Here is a 22162-nt window from a genome sequence, read left to right as displayed (position 1 = left end):
CTCCCAGGAGATCCTTCATGCGAACATCACGCCTGCTCCCCGCCCTCGCCGCGGTCCTGTTAGGGCTGTGGCTGTCCGCGGTGCCGCTGGTGGCGCACGCGGCCGCTCCGCAGTTCAAGGTGCTGCTGTTCACCAAGACCGCGAGCGGCGCCTACCGGCACGACTCCATCCCCGCCGGCATCGCGATGTTCCAGCAGCTGGCGGCCGACAACAACTTCCAGCTCGACCAGAGCGAGGACTCCGCCGTCTTCACGACCGCGACCCTGAACACCTACGACGCGGTGATCATGTTGCAGACCAGCGGCATGGTCTGGGACAACGACGCCCAGCGTCAGGCCTTCCAGGCGTACGTGCGCAGCGGCCACGGCGTCGTCGCGATCCACAACGCCACCGACATGAACATCGAGACGCAGTTCCCCTGGTGGGACCAGGTAGCCCTGGCCGGCGCGCACATGACCGCGCACTCGTCGATCCTCCAGGGCACCGCCAAGGTGGCCGACAAGGTTCACCCCTCCACGAAGGGGCTGCCGGATCGCTGGGTGCGCACCGAGGAGTGGTACAACTTCGACAAGAACATGCGCGGCTCGGTGCACGTGCTAGTGACCGCGGACGAGACCACCTATGACGCGGGGCCGAACAAGATGGGAGCCGACCACCCGATCTCCTGGTGCCACAACCCGGAGGGCGGCCGGTTGTGGGCCACCGCGATGGGCCACCAGGCGTCCTCCTACTCGGAGTCGTCGTTCAAGCAGCACCTGCTGGGCGGGGTGCAGTGGGCGGCGGGCGCGGCCCCGGGCGACTGCGGCGGCACCGTCGCGGGCCGGTTCCAGAAGGTCACCCTCGACGCCGCGCCGGACCAGCCGATGGAGCTGGACGTGGCCGGTGACGGCAGGGTCTTCTACATCTCGCGCTCGGGCAAGGTGAACCTGATCCCCGCGGGCGGCGGGGGCACGCGCGTCATCGCCACCCTGTCGGTGTACGACGGCGGCGAGGACGGCGGCGTCGGGCTGGCGCTGGACCCGAACTTCGCCACCAACGGCTGGATCTACGTCAACTATTCGCCGTCCAACGGCGGTGAGGTGAACCGGGTGTCGAGGTTCACCTTCAACGGCACCAGCCTCGACCTGGCGAGCGAGAAGAAGATCATCGAGGTCCCGGCCTACCGCAACGTCGACGAGCCCGGCCACACCGGCGGCTACCTCGCGTTCGGGCCGGGCGGGAACCTGTACATCGGCCCGGGTGACGACACCAACCCCAACGGGTCCAGCGGCTACGCCCCCATCGACGAGCGGCCGGGCCGGGAGCACTACGACGCCCAGCGGTCCGCGGCCAACACCAACGACCTGCGCGGCAAGATCCTGCGCATCCACCCCGAGGCCGACGGCACCTACACCATCCCGTCCGGCAACCTGTTCGCGCCCGGCACCGCCAAGACGCGGCCGGAGATCTACGCGATGGGCTTCCGCAACGCGTTCCGCTTCTCGGTCGACAAGGTGACGGGCTGGATCTCCGTGGGCGACTACGGCCCCGACGCCGGCGCCGCGAACCCCAACCGCGGTCCCGAGGGCACCGTCGAGTGGAACCTGATCAAGCAGCCGGGCTTCTACGGCTGGCCGTACTGCGTCGGCAACAACATCCCGTTCAACGACTACAACTTCGCCACCAACACCTCCGGCGCGAAGTTCAACTGCTCGGCGCCCGTCAACGACTCGCCCAACAACACCGGCCTGACCAATCTGCCCGCGGCCAAGCCCGCGACCATCTGGTACAACTACCACGCCTCGGCCGAGTTCCCCGAGATCAACTGCTGCGGCGGCGCCGCCCCGATGGGCGGCCCCTTCTACCGCTACGACGCCGCCGGCGGCTCCGACCGCAGGTTCCCCGAGTATTTCGACGGCACGCCGTTCCTCTACGAGTGGAGCCGCAACTTCGTCAAGGAGCTCCGGCTGGACTCCTCGGGCAACCTCCTGAAGATCAACCCCTTCGCGGCGCAGCTCGCCCCGCACGCGCCGATCGACATGAAGTTCGGTCCGGACGGCGCGCTGTACATGGCCGACTGGGGCAACGGCTTCGGCCACGCGAACACCGATGACAGCATCTACCGGATCGACTACGTGGCGGGAAACCGCGCGCCCCTGGCCAAGGCGAGCGCCAACCCCGACTCGGGCGCGGCGCCGCTGACGGTGGCGTTCTCCTCGGCCGGCTCGTCCGACCCCGACGGCGACGCGATCACCTACGCGTGGGACTTCGGCGACGGCGGGACCTCCACCAGCGCCAACCCGTCCCACACCTACAGCGCCAACGGGACCTACACCGCCAAGCTGACCGTACGGGACTCCGGCGGGAAGACGGGCAGCGTCACGTTGTCCATCGCCGTCGGCAACACCCGTCCCAAGGTCGTCTTCTCGGCTCCGCCCGACGGCGGGTTCATCGACTTCGGGGACCAGGTGGCGTACACGGTGAGCGTCACCGACCCCGAGGACGGCGCCGTCGACTGCACCAAGGTCAACGTGATCACGGCGCTCGGCCATGACCAGCACGCCCACGACACCGGCCAGTACACCGGTTGCACCGGCACGGTCACGACCACCGCGTCCGGCCACGACGAGGCCGCCAACGTCTACTACGCCCTGTCCGCCGACTACACCGACAAGGGCGGCCTGAAGGGCAGCGCCGGCGTCACCCTGCAGCCCAAGCACAAGCAGGCCGAGCACTTCACCGGCTCGTCCGGGATCCGGATCGTCGACGAGACGGGAGCCGAGGGCGGCAGGCGCATCGGCGACATCTCCAACAACGACTGGATCTCCTTCAGCCCGGTCAACCTCTCCGGGATCGACACGGTGTCCTTCCGCGTCTCGGCGCCGTCCAGCACCGGGGCGTCCATCGAACTGCGCGCCGACTCGCCGACGGGGACCCTGATCGCCTCCAGTCCCGTCGCGGCGACCGGAGGGTGGAACACCTACGTGTCCCAGCCCGCGGTGCGGGTCACCGACCCCGGAGGCACCCACACCGTCTACGTCGTGTTCAAGGCGCCGTCCGCGAACGCGTTCGACGTGGACTCGTTCACCCTCAACGGCAAGGGCGTCGGGCAGGGTGACGGCTCGTCCTCGGGCAGCGCGCTGCGGGGTGTGGCATCGAACCGGTGCCTCAACGGCGCTTCGCAGACGAACGGCACACAGGTGCAGATCTGGGACTGCAACGGGCAGCCCGGCCAGCAGTGGACGGCGACCGCCGCGGGCGAGCTGCGGGTGTACGGCACCAAGTGCCTCGACGTGAACGGGGGCGGGACGGCGGACGGCACCGCCGTGATCATCTGGGACTGCAACGGGCAGAACAACCAGAAGTGGCGGCTCAACGCCGACGGCACGATCACGGCGGTGGGAGCGAACAAGTGCCTGGACGTGTCCGGCGCCGCCACCGCCAACGGCACCAGGGTGCAGATCTGGCCGTGCAACGGCCAGAACAACCAGAAGTGGACTCGCGTCTGAACGCCCTGTGACGTCCGGACCCTGGAGCCGCCCTTCTGCGGCGGCTCCAGGGTCCGGACGACCGTGTCAGCCGCGCGGGCCGTCCCGGAGCAGGAGCGGCAGCGTGCTCCACCCGTGGGCGATGAACGACGGGACATGCCTCAGCTCGCCCTCGCCCACGGCCAGGGACAGATCGGGGAAGCGGTCGAACAGGGCGGGCAGCGCGGTGAGCGCCTCCTGCCTGGCCAGCGGGGCGCCGATGCAGCGGTGCACGCCGATGCCGAAGGCGAGGTGCTCGTCCTGGGGCCGCGTGGCGTCGAAGCTGCCGGCGTCCTGGCCGTGCTGAGCGGGGTCGTGGTTCGCCGACAGATAGGTGGTGAGGATGGCGTCGCCCGCCGCGATCCGCGCGCCGCCGATCTCGATGTCCTCGATGGCGAAGCGCAGGGGCAGGTTCGCGATGGAGGGCGCCCAGCGCAGGGTCTCCTCCACCACCGCCTCCCACGAGATCTCTCCGGCCAGCACCCGCCGGAGCTGCTCGGGATGGGTGAGCAGGGCGTGCACCGCGTTGCCGATCAGGTTGACCGTGGTCTCGTGCCCGGCGGCGATGAGCAGCAGCAGCGTGTCACGCAGCTCGTCGTCGGTGAGCCGGTCGCCCTGGTCGCGGGCCTGGATGAGCTCCGTGGTCAGGTCGTCGCCGGGATGTTCGCGCTTGTACGCGACCAGCGCGGGCAGCACGGTCATGATCCGCTGGAAGTTGGCCGCCGCCGCCTCCGGCGTGGCCGTGGTGTCCATGACCGCTTCCATAATTTGCGCCATCTCGGCCCGCATGTGGTCGGGCACGCCGAACAGCTCGCAGATCACCCGCATCGGCAGCGGATGCGCGTACGCCGCGCGCAGATCGACCGGCTCCCCGGCCGGCGCCGCCGCCATGTCGTCGAGCAGTTCGCCGATGACGCGCTCGATGGTCGGCTGCAGGGCCTTGCTGCGGCGCGCGGTGAAGCTCGGCGCGATGAGTTTGCGCAGCCGCCGGTGGTCCGCGCCGTACGTGCTCAGCATGTTCCGCACGCCGAGCCACGTGGCGATCCACATCCATTCGGGCCGGGAGCCGACCTCCTCCCACAGCCGCCAGTGCCGCTTGTCCTTGCTGACCAGCGGGTTGAGTATGAGCTCCTTGAGCAGCTCGTGCCCGTTGACCGCCCAGGCCGGGATGCCTCCGGGAAGCTCTACGAGGACCAGGGGGCCGAGGTCGCGTAGTCGGCGGGTCTCGCCTGGGAGGTCTGCTCCGAAGGGGTCGAGGACGACGGGTGGTGCGCTGACCAAGGGGATTCTCCTGGCTGGTCTGGACGGATGGGGGTGAAGCGGACGGGCAGGCCGGCCAGCGACCGGATGAAGGGCCCCGGCCGCCATTCCAGCTCCTCACGCGGCACGGTCAGTTCGAGGTCGCTCAGGTGGGAGGTCAGCCGCTCGATGGCGGTCATCGCGATGAGCGTCGCCGGGTCCGCCGCCGGGCAGCGGTGCGCGCCCGCGCCGAAGCCCAGGTAGGCGCCGCCGTCGGAGCGCAGCTCGTCCGGGACGTGCGTGGGCTCGGTGTTGGCCGCCGCGTAGGAGACCAGGACCAGCTCGGCGGGCTGGATCCAGGTGCCGTGGAAGTCCACCGCCCGCGTCGTGAAGTACGGGCCGTAGTTGGCCATCGGCGGCTCGGCGCGCAGCGCCTCCAGCAGCGCGTCGTACGTGCTCAGCGCGCCGTTGGACAGCGAGTTGTAGTAGCGGTCGTCGCTGACCATCCGCGAGATCGTGTTCGAGATGAGGCTGGCCATCGGGTCGAAGCCGGCGGCCAGGGTGACCACGAGCGCCTCCAGCACCTCCTGCCGGCTCAGCCCGACGGGATGGTCGATGAACCACGAGGTGAGGTCGTCGCCCCGGTCGGCGTACTTGGCCTCGATGAGCTCGGTGATGTAGCGGTAGTAGGCTTCGGTGCCGCGCGCCCCGGCCTCGCCGTCGGCCTCCATCATGTCGTACAGGGCCGAGATCAGGGCGGCGCTGTCGGCGTCCGGGCGCCCCAGGAGCAGGTTGAAGACCCGCAGCGGGATCGGCCTGGCGAACTCGGTGGCCAGGTCGGCCGACCCGGTCGCGGCGAAGCGGCGGATGAGCGAGTCGGAGACCTCGATCACCATGTCGCGCAGCTTGTGCGGCTGGATCATGCCGTAGCAGTCGGTCATCACCTTACGGTAGCGGGCGTGATCGGCGCCGTCCGAGTACAGGACGTTGGTCCGGTGGGCGAGCATGCCGAGCGCGGCCGCGGCCCCGGGCGTGTCCGGCAGCCTGACCTGCCACGGGCGCGAGTCCTTGCTCCAGACGCCGCCGGCGTTGGTGAGCACGTCCACCGCGGCCTGGTATCCGATCACCAGGTGGGCCTGGACGCCGGGGGCGATCTCCACGGGCGCGACGGGGCCGTGGCGCTCGCGCAGTCTCGCGTAGACCGCCTGCGGGTCCCGGGTCCACTCGGGGCCGTACAGCTTGCCCGCGTCGGGCAGATAACGCAGGGTCATGACACCATCAGTTCCTTGATGTGCTCCACCAGAGCGATCAGCGAGGCGCGGGCGGAGGCGGGGTCGCGGGCGTCGCACACCAGCAGCGGGGTGCGCGGGTCCAGGTCCAGCGCCTGCCGCAACGCCTCGGCCGGGTATTCGGGCGAGTCGGGGAAGTGGTTGACCGCGACTGCGTACCGGATGCCGGCGTTCTCCACCAGATCCAGCACGGCGAAGCTGTCGTCGATGCGCCGCGTGTCGGCCAGCACGAGCACGCCCAGCGCGCCGCGCGCCAGCTCCTCCCACAGGACCTGGAAGCGCGTCTGGCCAGGAGCCCCGAACAGGTACAGCACCACGCCGGGCAGCGTGAGCCGGCCGAAGTCGATGGCGGTCGTGGTCGTGGTCTTCTCGTTGACGCCGGTGAGGTCGTCGACCAGCGTGCCCGCCTGGGTCAGGACCTCCTCGGTGTTGAGGGGCTTGATCTCCGACAGGGCGCCGACCATGGTCGTCTTGCCCACGCCGAACGGCCCGGCGATGATCAGTTTGACCGGGATGTGGTCGACGCTGATCCGGCTTTCAGAGAGCGCGGAGGCCACTCAGAACCAACTCCAAGATTTCTAGGTCAGGACCGTCCGCGCGGGGCGGATCCCGGGTGAGCAGCGTGCCGGAGGCCGCCAGCCCCGCCACCAGCAGCCGCACCACGCAGTACGGCAGGTCCAGGTGCGCCGCGCACTCGTAGACGGACAGCGGACCCTCCCTCAGGAGGTTCACCAGGTGGACGCCCGGAGGGTCCAGCGCGTCGGCGGCCACCTCGGGAGCGACGTGGACGAGTGTCGTCCGCTCGACGTTGATCTGTTCGGGCACGGCCAGCTTGGCGGCGGCCATGAAGTCGGGGACGACACGCCGGCGCTGTCGTCCGGAGGTCATGCGGGGATTTCCGGTGTCCTGGCCGCGCTGGCGTCGTTGAGCGCCTTGATGAGCTTCTGCACCTGGAGCTGCACCTCGTAGGCGAGAGACCCGACGTTGACGGCACCGGTGGCGGCCACGACGATGGCGGCGCGGTCTCCTGCCGGGGCGATGTAGTAGTAGCCGTTGCCCGCGGAGATGACGATGTCCACCACCTCGCCGTCGGCGCCGTTGCTGAGCCCCTCGCACAGGGCGCGGGCCGCTCCCAGCACCGAGCTCGTCATCGCGGCCGTTCGCTCTCCCGCCTCGACGCTCACGTCGGCGGAACCGCCGAGGATGAGCCCGTCGCGGCTCAGCACCACGCCGCTGGCGACACCGGGCAGCGCCAGGAGCGGCGACAGAACCCAGGACACGTCGAGCGTCAGCGGCCGGCGGCTCGGGCGGGGAGTGGCGGCGGGGGTGTGGTCCATGGAGCGGTCAGTTCCCTTCGGTCGCGTCGTCCTGGTGAGACGGCATTGCTTCGCGGCGGCCCGCTTCGGCGCCCGTCTGGAAGTCACCCCACCGCTTCTGGGCCTCCTCCGGGGTGGTGAGCGGGCCGGCGGCGGCGCTGGACGGAGCGCGCCGCGGCGACTGACGGCGGCGCTGCGGCAACCCGGGAAGACCTTCGGCCCCGGCAGGGCCGGCAGCCGGGCCGGCCGGGACATCGGCCAGTGCGGTCGCGCGCGCGGACATCGCCGCAACCGACGCGTGCGCCGGTTGCGGCGCCGTCTCGGGCTCCGGCGCGCGGCGCTGGTACGGCGGCGCCGCCGCCACGACGGCCCTGACCGGCTCGGGCGCGAGCACGGAGGGGCGGGTGCCCTCGGGCATCTCCACCAGCAGGGCCGCGGGTACGCTCACCACGGCCTGGACGCCGCCGTAGGCGCTCTTCTTCACCGTCACCTGCATGCCGTACTGGGCGACCTGCCGCCCGATGGCCGCCCATCCGGTGTGGGGCGGGCTGCCCAGATCGACCAGCCGCACGGCGTGCCGGCCGCTCAGCAGCCGGCTGGCCCGCGCGTACTGCTCCTCGTTGAGCCCCACCCCGGCGTCGTCGATGACGATGGCCGCGCCCGTGTTGGTCTCGTGCACGGCGATGGTCACCTTGAGCGTGCCGTGGGAGTGATGGACGGCGTTGGCCAGCAGCTCAGAGGTGACGAACAGGATCGGCTCCGCGGCCCTGGCGGCCACGCCGACGCGGCGGCGCAGGTGGTTGGCCGGCCCCTCGATGCGCTGATCGAAGTTCTCGACCCGCGCGATGGCTCCCACCACGAGGTCCACGAGGTAGGTGTCATCGCGGGACAGGCCCGTCGTGGCGCCGCAGGCGATGCCGGTGGCCTGGGCGCGGCGCACGATGAGCTCGTTGAACATGTCGAGCCCCAGCACCTCGCGCAGCAGCTGGGTGTGCTCGTCGCCGCTGTAGCGCCGCTGCACGGCGGCCAGCAGGTCCTGGGCGCGCAGCGCCTGGGTCTGCACGCGGGCCATCGCGCCCCGGACGACCGCCTGGGCCGCCTCGTCGATGCGGACCGCCTCCTCGCGTACGGCGTTGGAGATCGCGTCGAGCAGGGCGTGGTGCTGGCGGTCGACGTCGGTGCCGGCCAGCGCCGGATTCTGCAGCCCCGGGACGGTCACGTGCGAGGCGCGCAGGTGGGAGACCAGTGCCGGGATGCGGGTGGACAGCAGGTGCTCGGTCTCGACGCGCGTCAGGTCCTGCTGGGCGCGCAGCTCGCGGGCCTCCTCGGCGGCCTCTCTGGCCTGATGCTCGGCCTGCCGCATCCGCTGTTCCCGCTGCGCGTTCTCGCGGGACAGGTGTTCGTACGCGTCCCGGGTCTCGGTCAGCTGCGCACGGGTTCGGACGAGCTCACGGCGTACGCGGTGGCGGTAGATCAGCACGCTTGCGAGGGCGACGGCGACGACGCCTGCCACTATCGCGACGCTGGCAAAATCTGGCGGCATGACAGTCCTGAGCTAGGGGGAAAGAGCGAATCGGCGCCGTTCGATCACCCAGTATTCCGAGGACGTCTAGATAGTCAAACCATCAGGAAAGCCCCGAAAAGCAGCCTAAAGCATGAGTAAAGGGCATTAATCGGTCATATTCCTCGCGATTCAATCACACCCAGTGATCAACCCGCGACGAGAGGGGCTGATTGTGGCTCTGAACTGCGGAAACGTCTGACCGCGCACAGGGGATCGTGCGGGCCGAATCTGGGTCTTCCTGGCTCCTTCTTGATCACCCTCATGCTCGATCGTCATCCGCCGGTCACGCAAAGTAGTTGTCATGATGTGTTCGCCTACGTTCAGGAAAGAGTCTTGGGCTCGATTTGCGCGGGCGATAGAGTCGGCCCCGGAGCGCAGCCGTGCCGGGGTCGAGGAGGGGGATGTCCATCACGCCCTTACCCCTGCCGCAGCCTCCCGCGAAGGCGCCGGAGTTCGGGCGGGACGCGCTGATCGTGTGCGAGAGCCTGGTGCGGATCTACCAGTCCGGGTCGGTCGAGGTGCAGGCGCTGCAAGGGCTTGACCTGGTCGTGGACGGCGGGGAGATGGTGGCCGTCGTCGGAGCGTCCGGGTCGGGAAAGTCGACGCTGCTGTCCATCCTGGCCGGGGTCGACGCCCCCACCGCCGGGCGGGTGCGGGTCGATCGGTGGAACCTGCTGGACATGTCGCGGGCCGATCGGGTCCGGTACCGGCGGCACACCGTCGGACTCGTACGCCAGCAGACCGCCGCCAACCTCATCCCGTACCTGACCGCGCGGCAGATGGTCGACCTGCCGATGACCGCGGCCCGCGCTCCCGGCCGGGTACGCCGCAAGCGCGCCGCCGAGCTGCTGGACCTGCTCGGCGTCGCCGAGTGCGCCGAGCGGCGGCCTGCGCAGCTGTCCGGCGGGCAGCAGATGCGGGTGGCCATCGCGGTGGCCCTCGCCAACGAGCCCAGGGTGCTGCTGGCCGACGAGCCGACCGGGGAGCTGGACAGCGCCACGTCGGCCGCGGTGTTCGGGCTGCTGCGGGACGTCAACCAGCGGCTGGGCGTCACCGTCGTCGTCGTGACCCACGATCCCTCGGTCAGCGGGCAGGTGGAGCGGACGGTGGCAATCCGCGACGGGCGTACGAGCAGCGAGGTGCTGCGGCGTACCGCCACCGGGGACGACGGCGCCCAGCAGGTGATCGCCGAGGAGTACGCGGTGATGGACAGGGCCGGGCGGGTTCAGGTGCCGCGCGACTACCGGGAGGCGCTGGCGCTGACGCGACGGGTCCGGCTGGTGCTGGAGGCCGATCACGTCGCGATCCGTCCCGACGGCGGCGGGCCCGCGTGAACGACGGCCCCCTGGTGAGCGTGCGCGGCGTCCATCGCCGGTACGGCAGCGGGGCGACCGCCGTGCACGCGTTGCGGGAAGTGACGTTCGAGCTCGCGGCCGGCACCATGACCGCCCTCGTCGGGCGGTCCGGCTCCGGCAAGACCACGCTGCTCAACATCATCGGCGGTCTGGACCGCCCGGACTCCGGCACGGTCCTCGTCGACGGGACGGACGTCACCGCCCTCGACGAGGACGGCCTGTCCCTGCTGCGGCGGGAGAAGGTCTCGTACGTCTTCCAGACCTTCGGCCTGATCCCCGTGCTGTCGGCCGCGGAGAACGTGGGCGCCCCGCTGCGGCTGGCCCGCGTACCCCCGGTGGAGCGTGAGCGGCGGGTCGCGCTGCTGCTGGAACTGGTCGGGCTGGCCGCCCACGCCGAGCAGCTGCCCGCCGAGCTGTCCGGCGGGCAGCAGCAGCGGGTGGCGATCGCCCGGGCGCTGGCCGCCTCGCCCCGGCTGCTGATCGCGGACGAGCCGACCGGGCAGCTGGACGCCGAGACCGGGCTGTCGGTGATGGCGCTGCTGCGCGGGGTGGTGGAGTCCGAGGGGGTGACGGCGTTGGTCTCCACGCATGATCCGACGATGCTCGCGCTGGCGGATCGGGTGATCCGCATCAATGACGGGCATCTCGCCGAGCACTCCGCGAGCCGGGGCGATTCGTGATCGGTGAGGGTCGTCCGTGCTGAGGCTGGTCGCCCGGCGGGCCCGTGCCCAATGGCCGTTGCTGGCGGCGCTCCTGGCCGTCGCCGTGGTCGGCCCCACGCTGCTGGGCACCTGCGCCCTCCTGCTCACCCGTACCGCCGAGCGGGCGCTGGAGACCGCCGCCTCGCGCGCCACCCCCGAACAGATCGACGTCACCGCCTACGCCGTCACCATCCGCGGGGAGCACGCGAGATCCGTCGCCGACGACACCCGCGCCGTGCTGACCTCGGCCCTCGCCCCGTTCGCGACGACGACGGCCGCGCGTGCGTCGTCCGCGATGCGGTCGCTGCCCGGCTCCGGTGTCCCGGCTGTGGCGTACCTGTCGGGGGTGGAGGACCTGCCGGCCCGCACCCAGCTGGCCGCCGGACGCCTGCCGCGGGCGGGCGCCGCGCCGGCGGAGGCGGTCGTCCTGGAGAGCACCGCGCGGCAGCTCGGCCTGACCGCCGGCAGCCGGGTCCGCCTCGGCAGAGAGCTGGCCGACGATCCCGACCAGGAGGCCGAGGTGCGCGTGGTCGGGATCGTACGCCCGCTGCCGGGCGCCGGCTGGGAGCGTGACCCCCTCGCCGCCGCCGGCTACGACCCGGCCTACCGCGACGGCCGCTCCGCCCATCCGGTCCACGCGTACGGGCCGTTCCTCGTCGACCTCGCCGACCTGCTCGGCGGCGGCTCCACCCTCGACCGGCTGGAGATCGCCGCCCGCCCCGACCTGTCCGCGCCGGCCGTCCGCGACCTCGACGCCGTCACCCAGGCCGTGCTCGGCGCCGACCGCCGCCTGGGGCGGACGCTCGGCGACCGGGTACGCATCCAGCGCGTCGCCTCCCGGCTGCCCGCGACCCTGCTGTCCGCCCACGAGCAGCAGCGGGTCACCACGGCCGCCGTGCTCGCCGTCGCCGCCATCGGACTCGTCCTGACCGCGACCGCCCTCGCCCTCGCCGGCCGGCTCAGCGCCGGTGTGCGCGGCGACGAGACCGCCCTGCTGTCCGCGCTGGGCTTCGGCCGTGGCCAGCTCGCCGGCGCCGCGCTCGTCGAGGCCGGCGCGCTCGCCGTGCTCGCCGCCGCGGTCGCGATCCCGGCCTCGTCCGCCCTGCACGCCGGGCTGACCCGGCTGCCGCCCATGGCCGGGGCCGGGCTCGCCACGCCTTTCTCCGTGAACGCCGTACAGGTGCTGTCCGTCGCCGGCGGCGCGCTGGCGCTGGCGGCGGTGCTCGTCGTGCCCGCGCTGCGGACCCCCTCGGGAGGTGTGCGCGGGCGGCGGGAGCTGCTCGCCCGCTCCGGCGCGGACCTGCTGCTCGTGGCGTTCGCCGCCGTCGGCTGGTGGCAGTTGCGCGATCAGCCGGCCGGTTCGGGCTCTGCCGTCGACGCCGTACGGGTGCTCGCTCCCGCGCTGCTGCTCATCGCCGGATCCGCGCTGGCGTTGCGCCTGGTGTGGCCCGCGTTGCGTCTGGTGGAAAGGCTGGCCGGACGGGCTCGCGGGCTGATGGTCGCGCTGGCCGCGTTCGAGGCCGCCCGCAGGCCACAGGCGGTCGCGGCGGGGCTGCTGATCGGGCTGGGGTGCGCGGCGGCCACGTACGGGGTCGGGTTCGACGCCACGTGGCAGCGCTCCCAGCAGGACCAGGCCGATCTGTCCGTCGGCACCGATCTCGCGCTCACCCTCACCGCCCCGCCCGCCGCCGGGCAGGGCAGCCTGGTCGGCGCGGCCAGTGGGGGAGAGGTGAGCCCGGCCACCGATCGCGGCATCGCGGTCGGGCAGTGGCTCGGCGGCGCCGGTGACCCGCCCCGGCTGATCGCCGTGGACACCACGCGTGCCGAGGCGCTGCTGCGCGGGCGGCTGGACGACGGCCGCACCTGGAGCGACGTGGGCGCCCTGCTCGCGCCGCAGGCGCGGGCCGCCGGTGTTCCCGTCCCGGCCGGGGCAGCGCTCTCCCTGACCGGGAAGGCGACCGGTCCGACGCCGCTCACCGTGACGCCCCGGCTGCTGCTGCAGGACGCGACCGGGCTGCGTACCCCGTGCACGGGCGCGCCCGTCCCGCTCGACGGCGCGGCGCATCCGCTGCCGGACTGCGCGACGGCCGAAGGGCTCCAGTTGGTCGCGGTGTCCCTTCCGTTCGCGATCGCGACGGGGAACGTGGGCACCGGCTACTCCGACGCCCTGGCGGAAGCCCCCGAGGGGGACAGCCGCGTCGCCGTCACGCTCACCGTCGCGGGGACAGGCTCCGGGGCGTCGCCCTGGACCGCGACCTCAGCCGGGCCGGCCCCCGGGCAGCTCGGCAGTCCGGCCGTCGCCCTGACCAGCACCTCCGCGGGCACCGAGCTGAGGATGACCACGACCGTCGCGCTGAAGGGCCCGCCGGAGGCCGCCAGGAACCTCATCGCCACCGCCTTCCCGGCCCCGGGACCGGTGCCCGTGGCCGTCTCCGCCCGCTTCGCCGACGAGGTGGGCGCCCGGCGCGGCTCCCGGCTCGACCTCACCGTCGGCCTCACCCCCGTACAGGTCGACGTGGCCGAGGTGCTGCCGGCCGTGCCGTCCGCTCCGGGCGCGGCGGCCATCCTGGCCGACTTCGACGCCCTGTCCCGTGCCCTCGCCGTCAGCGGCGACTTCGACGTGCCCGTGGACGCGTGGTGGGTCGGCCGTCCCGTCAGTGGTGACGCGGCCGGTCTCCGCCTCGGCGACGTCACCACGCGCGCGTCCGAGACCGCCCGGCTCACCGGCGGCCCGCTGCGGGCCGGGCTGCCGGCCGTGCTCCGGCTGCTCGTCCCGGCCGCGGTGCTGCTGATGATCGCCGGGATCGTCCTGCACGTGACGTTCGACCTGCGGGCCCGCGCGGTCGAGATCGCGCGGCTGCGGGGGCTCGGGATGACCCGGCGCGAGATCCGTGCCGTGCTGCTCGGCCAGCACGTCGGCATCCTGGTGCCGCTGCTCGCGGTGGGGGCCGTCGTCGGCGCGGTGGCCACCCGCGTCGTCGCGCCGCTGCTCGTCCGCTCCGACACCGGCGCCGCGCCCGTTCCCGAGGTCCTGCCCGTCTGGCCGTGGGCCGCCGAGGCCGTCCTGCTCACCGGGCTGCTGGCCGGGTGCGCGCTGGCGGTGAGCGCGGTGGTCGTCGTCCAGGCCCGGCTCGCCGACGCCGCGCATCTGCGGGTGGCGTCGTGAGGGTCCCGGGACCGCACTGGCCCAGCGTCGCCGGCCGCGCCCGCGCCGACGCCGGGCCGTTGCTCCTGGCCGCGGTCGTGGTGGCGGTCGTCACGTTGCTGGCCGGCGCCGTACCGCCGCTGTTGTCGGCGACCGCCGACGCGGCCGTACGCGACGCGGTACGCAGGGACGGCGGCGACCTCCAGGTCCACTCCCGCATGGAAGGCGACGACGGGCCGGACGGCAGCCGGGTCCGGCACCCCCGCCTCGCCGAGGACGTCGACGACTTCCGTACCAGGGCGACGGACGAGCTCGGCCCCGGCCTGCGCGCCGTCCTGCGCCCACCGGTCGCCACCGTCACCAGCCCCACCCTCAAGATCACCGATGGCAGCGTGCTGCGGACGTTCCAGCTCGCCTACGTGGCCCGCGACGGCGGGCCCGACGTGACCTGGATCGCGGGCGGCCCACCCCGGCCCACCGCCTCCGAGACGGCGGCGGTTCCCTACGGCGCGCCGCCGTGGCCGGTGCAGGTGGGCCTGTCGGAGGCGGACGCCGCCGCTCTCCAGCTCCGTCCGGGCGCCCACATCCCGCTGACCGACGACCAGGGGAACGTCAAGAAGGTCCAGGTCAGCGGCGTCTTCCGGCCTCGGGACAGCGCCGATCCCGCCTGGCGGCTCCTCCCCCCGCTGCTCCGTCCCGTCGCCGGCGCGGACGGCACCGGATCCATCCGGCTGGCCGGGCTGCTGTCCCGCGAGTCGCTGCCCGACGCGCGGCTCGCCTTCGGGCCGGACGAGTTGCGGCGTACCGTCTCGTTCACGCCCGACCCGGCCCGGCTCACCTGGGACCTGGTCCCGTCGGTCGCCGCGAAGGTGGTCGCGCTCAAGGCGTCCTCCGGCTCCTCCGGCGCCCGGGACGGCTCACTGAAGTGGGAGACCCGGCTCGACGGGGTGTTGCGGAAGGTGAGCGCCCAGGTCGAGGCCGCGTTCGCGCAGGCGTCCGTCCTGCTCGTCACCCTGCTCGCCGTCGCGGTCCTGGTCCTGCTGCTCGCCGCCGACCTGCTGGTACGCCGCCGCGCCTCCGCCCTGACGGCCGCCCGGCAGAGGGGGATGTCGCTCCCGGTGATCGGCGGCGAGCTGCTGCTCGAATCCGCCGCGCTGGCGCTGCTGGCCGCCGCGGCCGGGCTCGGTCTGGCCCGGGCCGTCGCGCCGGGGGTCTCCTGGGAGTGGACGCTCCCCGTGGTCGTCACCGCCGTCGCCGCCGGGCCGGCGTTCGGCACGCTCGCCGCCGCCCGCGCCACCCGGGATCGCCGCGTCCCTGCCAACCGGAGTGCGCGGCGGTGGGTGCGTGACACCGTACGACTGCGGCGGGCCGCTCTTGAGCTGGGGGTGCTGGCGGTCGCGGCCGGCGCCCTCGTCGCGCTGTACCAGCGTGGGATCGGCGGCGGGGTGCTGCCCGCGAGCGCGCCCGCCCTCTGCGCGCTCACGGGCGCGCTCGTGCCGGTGCGGGCGCTGCCCCTCGCGATGCGCCTCGTGCTCAGGCGGCTGCTGCGGTCGAGCCGGCCGCTGGCGGTGTTCGGGGCCGCGCGGGCGGCGGTGGCCTCGGCCCGGGTGCTGCCGCTGCTGGTGCTCGTGACCTCCGTGGCCTTGGCGTCGTACGCGCTCGTCTTCGCCGCCACCGTCGGCCGTGGGATCGCGGAGGGGCCGCTGGCCTCGGGACTGCTGCGCTTGGCGTGGGTCTCGGCCGTGACCCTGCCGGTCCTGGGCCTGCTGGGACTCGCTCTCGGCACGGCGGCCGGCGCGCCGGAGCGATGGCAGACCCTCACCCGGCTGCGCACCCTCGGGCTGCGGCCCCGGGAGGCCCGCTGGGTCGCCGCGGGAGAACTGCTGCCGCCGGTGCTGGTCGCCGCCGTGGGCGGTCCGCTGCTCGGGGTGCTGCTCGCCCGCCTGACGTTCGGCTCGCTCGCCCTGCGCCTGCTCACCGGCGACGATCCGGCCCCGGCGGTGCCGTGGTGGGCGCTCGGCCTGGTGGCGGTCGTGTTCCTGGCGGCGGTCGCCGTCGTGGTGCCCGTCGAATCGGCGCTGCGCCGGCGGCGACGGCTGAGCGAGGTGCTCCGCGCGGGCGACAGCTGAGCCGGCCGGGAGGGCGGGTTTCCCGCGACAGGATCGGACTCCTGCCCCCTGGCCCGCAGCGCGCCGTGGTCCAGGAGCTGCGGACGGGGAGGCCGAGGCTTCCGTTCCTTTAGGCATCTATCGGTTCAAGTGGTTTGCAAGTGGCACAATGCAGACTCTTCTCATCAAGCACGCTGCCGTCCGCTCGGACGGTACGAAGGGAAAGACATCCATGCTGCTAGGCAAGAAGCTCACTGCGATGGCCGCTTGCGTCTTTATGGCGAGCGGGGTGCTGGCTACGGCGTTTCCCGGAGCCGCCAGTGCCGCTACATCGGCTACTGCGGGCGCAAGTCACGCACGTTACTATTACGGTGCCATCGCCGTGGCCCCGAGCGGCCGTAACGGCAGGTCCTGGAACTATGCGAGTGCGGCTGCCGCCAAACGGCGGGCGCTGAAAGAGTGCGGCCGCTCCAGCTGCAAAGTCCTTGTCACCTTCGTCAACGGGTGTGGCGCTGTCGCCTACAACGCCAGGCGAAACGTCTATTGGGGCGGCAGGGGGAGCACGCCTGCCAAGGCGAAGAGGAACGCCGTGGCCAATGCGGGCGGCGGCCGCTGGGTCGTTTATCAGTGCACCGACCGATGACGCCGGCACGGCAGACATCTTCCGGAAAACGGGGTCTGGCGCGAATCCCGTGTGAAGGGCTGGGCACAGCCGGCGAGCAGGACGCGTTCACGCAGTAGGTCAGGGTCGGCTCGCTCGTACATCTGCCGCCATAAGGCATGGCCGAGGTCACCGGCCTCGGCGGCACTGGCGCGGTCTGCGTCACGCCACCATCGGGCCGGGGGAAGGGTGCCGTGAGGTGTGGATCTCGCGGGGCTTCGTCCCGGCCCGAAGACGGCACTCGGGTGCTGCGGTGTCACGCGTGCGATGTCGGGGTGGTGGCTCGGGCCGGGCCTGATCGGGCTCGGCCGACGCCTGACGCGCGCTACTCGCTGCTCGCGCGTTTTCCGGTGTCGAGCACGTCGGCCAGGCGGTCATGGGTGAACTGGTAGTACGGGCCCGTCCGGCGAAGCAGCCGCCGCGTGTGCAGCTCCTCCAGGAACAGCACCGTCCGCCACGGGAGCTTCCTGCTCCCTGCCAGCCAGAGCTGCCCGACCACGACGGCAGGCCACACCGTGTGCAGGGACGCCAGCACCACGCCCAGGGTGAGGCCGAACAGGATGCCCTGCCAGGGTTGCACGCTGAAGCCTCCGCTCTGCCCCTCGACGACCTTGATCAGGCTGTCGCCGGGGCCGCGCAGCACCATGATCCCGGCCGTGGCCACCAGGGCGACCGCGGCCACGCAGCCCAGCGCCGCCCACCGGTCGCCGCGCCGGATCGTCCTGGCCGAGGCGGCAGGCTCGCTGGGCAGCGACTGGGCGAGCCAGTTGATGGTGCCGACGACCAGCGCGATCGGCACGCCGAGCACGAGGCCGAAGACGATCACTATTTGCGTCCCGTACGCCGCGCCGCGCCAGATGCCGGTCAGCCCCGCCATGACGCCGATCAGCACCACGGGTGGGATGGCCTTCAGCAGGTATGGCAGCGGCGACCTGAGAATCCCCCGGATCCGCGGGGCGAGCCTGCACGGGACGGGCGGCGCGGACAGGTCCACGGCCATCATCCGCCCGGCCATCGTGGCGATGCCGACGCCCGTGGCCATCGAGACGAAGATGGGCGGGAAGCCGCCGCCGTACTTGAACTCGGCGCCGAGCCGGCCGGCCACCTCACAAGCCAGCGCCGACCCGCAGGCCACCAGCGCCACAGCAGCCGTCCCGACGACCCGCCCGGGGACGCCCAGGCCACGGCCCCGTGGGAGGGGAAGGCGCAGGGGATGCCGGCGGATCAGCAGGGGACGGCAGGCGAGCGCCAGCGTGAAGGCCGTGCCGAGCTCGACCGCGTCCCCCGCCGCCTGCGCCGGGGACAGGTGGAACAGACCGATTCCCCAGACTCCCGCCGTGGCCGTGAGCCCGGCGATCACGACCGAGCGCGCGTCCGGTGTGACGCCTCTGAGCAGCCCCATGACCACTCCGGCCGCCAGCCCGATGGCCAGCCCGCGGGTCAGCCCGAGCGGCATGACGAGCGCGAGCTGATAGGCGGGCAACAGCACCAGCGCGGTGGCGAACATCGGCACGGCGGGCGGGATCGCGGTGTGCACCTCCCACCACGCCATGCGCCGGTCCTTGCGCCCGCGCAGCACGGCGGCCAGATTGCGCAGCCAACGGCGGGCTCCGGGCGTGTCCAGCCGTAACCGGAGGCCGGGGTTGAGTGCCGTACTGGTGGCCATGGCGACCTGCTCGTTCAGCAGGAATTCCTCGGCGGAGGTGCGTCCATGCTCGTCCACGAGGGTGACAAGCCGCCCCGGATCGCGCCCGGACCCGGGGTCGTCGCACACCTGCCGTGCCAGGCCCAGGAACAGCGGCGTGGACAGCAGCGCGGTCAGGTCGTCGTCCTGTCGCCGGTTGATCCGGTCCAGCACCGGACGCCACCTGCCATCGGCGGCGGGTTTGCCCACCAGCTGTCGCAGGTGCTTGTGCAGCAGGCCCGGCCTCGGAGGCGCGAGCGTACGGACGGTGTACCCCGCCGGCAGGATGGACGGATCGATCGTGCCGCTCCTGGCGAACAGGATGAGGGGGCGGGTGTGCAGGGCACTCCGCTCCAGTTGTCCCACCGCCTCCTTCGCGTGCGCGGCCAGGGCGTCGAAGTCGTCGATGATGACCACAGTGGTCGCTTCATGGCCGAGCACGTCGTAGAGGTTGCCCTTGTGCTCGTACCCCGGGCCGAGCACGGAGGAGACCTCCTTGTCGAACCAGTCGGCGAACGAGTCGCGTACCGGGTCCCACGAGGAGCCGTCCAACAGCAGCGGCACGTAACCCTCGGACAGCAGGCCCAGAGCCATCATCAGCGCCAATGTCGACTTGCCGCTGGACGGGGGACCGTAGATGATCATCCGGCCCGGGGTGGCGCCGGTGACGAGACCGGCGGCATGTCTCTGGAACTCGCCCGCCGCCCACACGGGGCCACCGGAGTCGCGCCGGGCGTCCCTGCCGCTGCGGTCGAGCAGGCGCACGGGCAGGAGCTCGGGACGCAGGAGGCCCCGTAGCTGGGCGTCGCGGTGCAGCACGCTCTTCATCTCGGTACGAAGACGTTCGCGCAGGTCGGCCGGGGTCACGGCTTTCTGCTGCGGGTTGACGACAAGGCCCAGCAGGGTGAGGAACAAGCTGGCGATGCCGGCCAGGCCGTTCGCCATGTCGATCTTGTCCAGGGCCACCGCGACGGCTATGGCGACGGCCGCGGTCGCGAACACGAAGATCTTGGCCCAGCGGCGGGCTTTCGCGCCCAACGTACGGACCTCGCTCTCTCTCACGGAGCATCAGGCCGGAAGGAAGGAGGCAGCAGGTGTCGCTGTTGAGCAAGCCGATGACCCGGCGGTCGCCTGGGCTCGTGCCTACGTCGGGCCCCGGATCGGTGGGCGGCGCCTGACGGACTGAGTGCGGTCTTGCACCTTCATCATGCCTCCGGCATCGCCTCGCCGCGCGCGCCCTGCCGGGGCACTCGTGGCTACATCGGGAAGCGGCCGCGGCGGATGCGCCAACTGCGGCCGGCCTTCAGGTGGTCGATGATCGCGCGCTGGAGCGCGGTGCGGCGCGGCAGCTGGTCGAGCGGCGTCGTCAGGGTGCGGAAGACGAACCGCAGCACCTCGACGTCGGCGTCCTGCCCTTCCGGCTCCTGGTAGGGCTCCAGCTCGAACCGCCGCTGGAACCGGACGATGTTGGAGTCTTCAGGCAGGTACTCCAGCAGTTGCGGGTCGAGCAGCCACGAGCCGCAGGCGAACTCCGTGTAGCGCTCGTCGGGGAAGTGGCGCGGGAAGAAGGCGCGGGCCTCGTCGAGCGACGCCTCGACCGCCTCCGGGGTCAGCGGCCCCGTCTCGGGGATGTGCAGGTCGATGGTGGCGCCGCCGCGATGGTGCTGCAGCCGGCCCAGCTCGTAGATGGCGCCGCGCGCGTGCAGGGTCAGCCAGCTCTGCATGACCGGCCAGCCCTCGCCGCCCATGCGCCGGTCCACCGCGAGGTTGCGGCCCAGGTCCGCGAGCGTCGCCCACGACACGGACTCGTCGATGCCGTGGTCGCGGTGGTACTTCATGACGACGTCGACCAGGGCCAGGTACGCGTACACGTAGAGGTGCCGCCAGGCGGGGCCCCGTTCGCGCGGCAGCGCCGGGCCGGGCGGCAGCCAGCCGTGGCCGCTGAGATCGGCGCTGACCAGGGCGATCGAGCGGTCGAGCAGCCAGCGCAGCTCCGGTGTCCACAGAGGGGAGCCGGGGTCGGGCCAGCCCTCCATGATCTCGGCGGCGTCGTCCGGGGGGACCGCGAGCCGGTTCAGGAGCGCGGGCGCGTCGGCCTTGGCGGGTAACGGAGCCGATGGCCGGTCGCCGGCGAGCCGGTGCACACGCTCGACGTCCTCGACGGGCACCCCGAGCCGGGCGGCGGTTTCGTCAAGATCCACGCGGCTGATCCTACGGGCCGATGGGGTCGCCCTTCCAGGTTGCGTGGGATGCGCCTCGCCGGCCGATTGCGCCCCACCTGTTCCTCAATAGAAAAAGGTTTTGCGAGCTCCATTGGGCGGCTGGTGATTGCCGCAGGGGCGACGGCAGGACAAGGGCTGGCGAAAGGATGTCATAGTACTTTAGAATCCACACTATGGGCGGATACCGGGAAAAACGCACAGCGGTCGATTGTCGGCCGCTCCTGGCGCCCGCGGCGCCGTAGTCCCAGCTGGACGAAGGCGCAGCTCAGTGCCTTCGAATGTCGCCTGACCTGATAGTCCGACAGTGGATTCCAGCGACTCCGGGAAGAGGTGCTGAGTTTCTTATTTGGCTCGGACCAGAAAGGACCGCCGTGCGGACGACGATCCTGATCACCTCCCATGCTCTGAAAGACCCCTCTGGGCAATGGACTGCTCCCGGACTGGAACTCTTCGAGTTTCCGCCGATCCTTCCCGGCGGCCCGGAATGGTTCACCAAACCTGTGCTCATCGCCCTGCTGAGCTCGGCCGTCGCCATCGCCCTGTGCTGGGCCGCGTTCGCCAACCCGAAGATCGTCCCGGGCGGCCGGCAGAGCCTCGGCGAGTACGCGTACGTGTTCGTACGCGAACAGATCGCCAAGCCCAACCTCGGCAAGGACGCCGACCGCTGGATGGGCTTCCTCTTCACGGTCTTCCTGACGGTGCTCGTCTGGAACCTGATGGGCATCATCCCGTTCATCCAGTTCCCCCTCGCCGCGCACATCGCCTTCCCTCTCGTGCTGGCGCTCACCGTGTACGGAATCAAGGTCTACCTCGGCGTCCGCCACCACGGCGTGCGTGGCTACCTCAGGGGGATCGTGCACCTGCCCGGGCTGCCCGGCTGGGCGTACGTGCTCTACGCCCCCCTGATCCTGGCCGAAGTGTTCGTCACGTCGCTGTTCACCCACTTCATGCGGCTGTTCGCCAACATGTTCGCCGGGCACGTCCTCGTGGCCTTCTTCAGCTCGGTGGGCTTCTGGTTCCTGTTCGAGCGGCTGACCCCGCTGGGCGCGGGCCTCGGCGTCCTCGGCGTGCTGATGACGATCGTGATGACGGCTTTCGAGATGTTCATCCAGTTCCTGCAGGCGTTCCTGTTCGCCATGCTGGCCGGGATGTTCATCGCCAGCGGGCTGCGCGGAGAGCACTGACGGGCATTCGTGAACGCTGCGTGCAGGCCGCTGAACGCGAGCATGATTCACGTAACGTATACCAAAACGACCGCTTGTCCCATCTGACACATCACAAGAGGGGGGAGATAGGGGGGGCGTTAGGGGTCGTGGCGTGATCTACCCACATATACTGCCGTCATGTTGTCCGACAGATCCCCTCTTCAGCC

At 71.9% G+C, this 22162-nt stretch carries 15 protein-coding genes; 7 read left to right on the top strand and 8 right to left on the bottom strand.

Annotated elements, in window-relative coordinates:
* Positions 1 to 17 precede the first annotated feature (17 nt).
* Positions 18 to 3488, top strand: a complete 3471-nt coding sequence (locus tag ACBR40_RS10430; RefSeq protein ID WP_371248514.1) for a ThuA domain-containing protein — start codon at positions 18 to 20, stop codon at positions 3486 to 3488.
* A gap of 66 nt (positions 3489 to 3554) precedes the next feature.
* Here the strand turns inward: ACBR40_RS10430 and ACBR40_RS10425 are convergent, their stop codons facing one another.
* From ACBR40_RS10425 to ACBR40_RS10400, 6 genes are read right to left on the bottom strand one after another with little or no spacing between them, the layout of a single operon-like run.
* Positions 3555 to 4787: a cytochrome P450 gene (locus ACBR40_RS10425; RefSeq protein ID WP_371248513.1), complete on the bottom strand. Its 1233-nt coding sequence runs from the start codon at positions 4785 to 4787 to the stop codon at positions 3555 to 3557.
* Complete coding sequence (locus tag ACBR40_RS10420; protein WP_344206812.1) at positions 4691 to 6016, bottom strand: cytochrome P450; 1326 nt, start codon at positions 6014 to 6016, stop codon at positions 4691 to 4693. The genes ACBR40_RS10425 and ACBR40_RS10420 overlap by 97 nt, the downstream gene beginning before the upstream one ends.
* On the bottom strand, positions 6013 to 6591 hold the full coding sequence (locus ACBR40_RS10415) for an ATP/GTP-binding protein (protein ID WP_344206813.1): 579 nt from the start codon (positions 6589 to 6591) through the stop codon (positions 6013 to 6015). Before ACBR40_RS10415 ends, ACBR40_RS10420 begins: the two co-directional genes overlap by 4 nt.
* A complete protein-coding gene (locus ACBR40_RS10410; protein WP_344206814.1) occupies positions 6572 to 6922 on the bottom strand; it encodes a DUF742 domain-containing protein in 351 nt (116 codons plus the stop codon). Before ACBR40_RS10410 ends, ACBR40_RS10415 begins: the two co-directional genes overlap by 20 nt.
* Positions 6919 to 7371: a roadblock/LC7 domain-containing protein gene (locus ACBR40_RS10405; protein ID WP_329591430.1), complete on the bottom strand. Its 453-nt coding sequence runs from the start codon at positions 7369 to 7371 to the stop codon at positions 6919 to 6921. The genes ACBR40_RS10410 and ACBR40_RS10405 overlap by 4 nt, the downstream gene beginning before the upstream one ends.
* Positions 7372 to 7378: 7 nt before the next feature.
* Positions 7379 to 8863, bottom strand: a complete 1485-nt coding sequence (locus tag ACBR40_RS10400) for an ATP-binding protein (protein ID WP_371248512.1) — start codon at positions 8861 to 8863, stop codon at positions 7379 to 7381.
* A gap of 452 nt (positions 8864 to 9315) precedes the next feature.
* Between ACBR40_RS10400 and ACBR40_RS10395 the strand changes: the two genes are divergently transcribed.
* The 5 genes from ACBR40_RS10395 to ACBR40_RS10375 all read left to right on the top strand — a co-directional run bounded on the left by ACBR40_RS10395 (position 9316) and on the right by ACBR40_RS10375 (position 16866).
* Entirely contained in the window at positions 9316 to 10248 is a 933-nt protein-coding gene (locus tag ACBR40_RS10395) for an ABC transporter ATP-binding protein (protein ID WP_344206816.1), read from the top strand.
* On the top strand, positions 10245 to 10949 hold the full coding sequence (locus ACBR40_RS10390; RefSeq protein ID WP_371248511.1) for an ABC transporter ATP-binding protein: 705 nt from the start codon (positions 10245 to 10247) through the stop codon (positions 10947 to 10949). Before ACBR40_RS10395 ends, ACBR40_RS10390 begins: the two co-directional genes overlap by 4 nt.
* 16 nt (positions 10950 to 10965) lie before the next feature.
* On the top strand, positions 10966 to 14136 hold the full coding sequence (locus tag ACBR40_RS10385; protein ID WP_371248510.1) for an FtsX-like permease family protein: 3171 nt from the start codon (positions 10966 to 10968) through the stop codon (positions 14134 to 14136).
* Positions 14133 to 16244 (top strand): FtsX-like permease family protein, encoded by a 2112-nt coding sequence (locus ACBR40_RS10380; RefSeq protein WP_371248509.1) that lies wholly within the window; start codon positions 14133 to 14135, stop codon positions 16242 to 16244. The genes ACBR40_RS10385 and ACBR40_RS10380 overlap by 4 nt, the downstream gene beginning before the upstream one ends.
* 148 nt (positions 16245 to 16392) lie before the next feature.
* Positions 16393 to 16866: a DUF4189 domain-containing protein gene (locus tag ACBR40_RS10375; RefSeq protein WP_371248508.1), complete on the top strand. Its 474-nt coding sequence runs from the start codon at positions 16393 to 16395 to the stop codon at positions 16864 to 16866.
* Between the two features lie 343 nt (positions 16867 to 17209).
* Here ACBR40_RS10375 and ACBR40_RS10370 read toward each other — a convergent pair whose 3' ends face one another.
* Positions 17210 to 19606 (bottom strand): hypothetical protein, encoded by a 2397-nt coding sequence (locus ACBR40_RS10370; protein WP_371248507.1) that lies wholly within the window; start codon positions 19604 to 19606, stop codon positions 17210 to 17212.
* 218 nt (positions 19607 to 19824) lie between these two features.
* On the bottom strand, positions 19825 to 20769 hold the full coding sequence (locus tag ACBR40_RS10365; RefSeq protein ID WP_371248506.1) for an acyltransferase domain-containing protein: 945 nt from the start codon (positions 20767 to 20769) through the stop codon (positions 19825 to 19827).
* Between the two features lie 521 nt (positions 20770 to 21290).
* Here ACBR40_RS10365 and ACBR40_RS10360 point away from each other — a divergent pair.
* Positions 21291 to 21974 carry a F0F1 ATP synthase subunit A gene (locus ACBR40_RS10360; RefSeq protein WP_371248505.1) on the top strand — a complete coding sequence of 228 codons (684 nt, stop codon included), beginning with the start codon at positions 21291 to 21293 and terminating at the stop codon, positions 21972 to 21974.
* Positions 21975 to 22162 lie beyond the last annotated feature (188 nt).

The sequence above is a fragment of the Nonomuraea sp. AD125B genome (genome assembly GCF_041402765.1).
Lineage (GTDB): Bacteria > Actinomycetota > Actinomycetes > Streptosporangiales > Streptosporangiaceae > Nonomuraea > Nonomuraea bangladeshensis.
The sequence above is the reverse complement of the archived record's forward strand: the minus strand, read 5'-3'. Positions and strand labels throughout refer to the sequence as shown.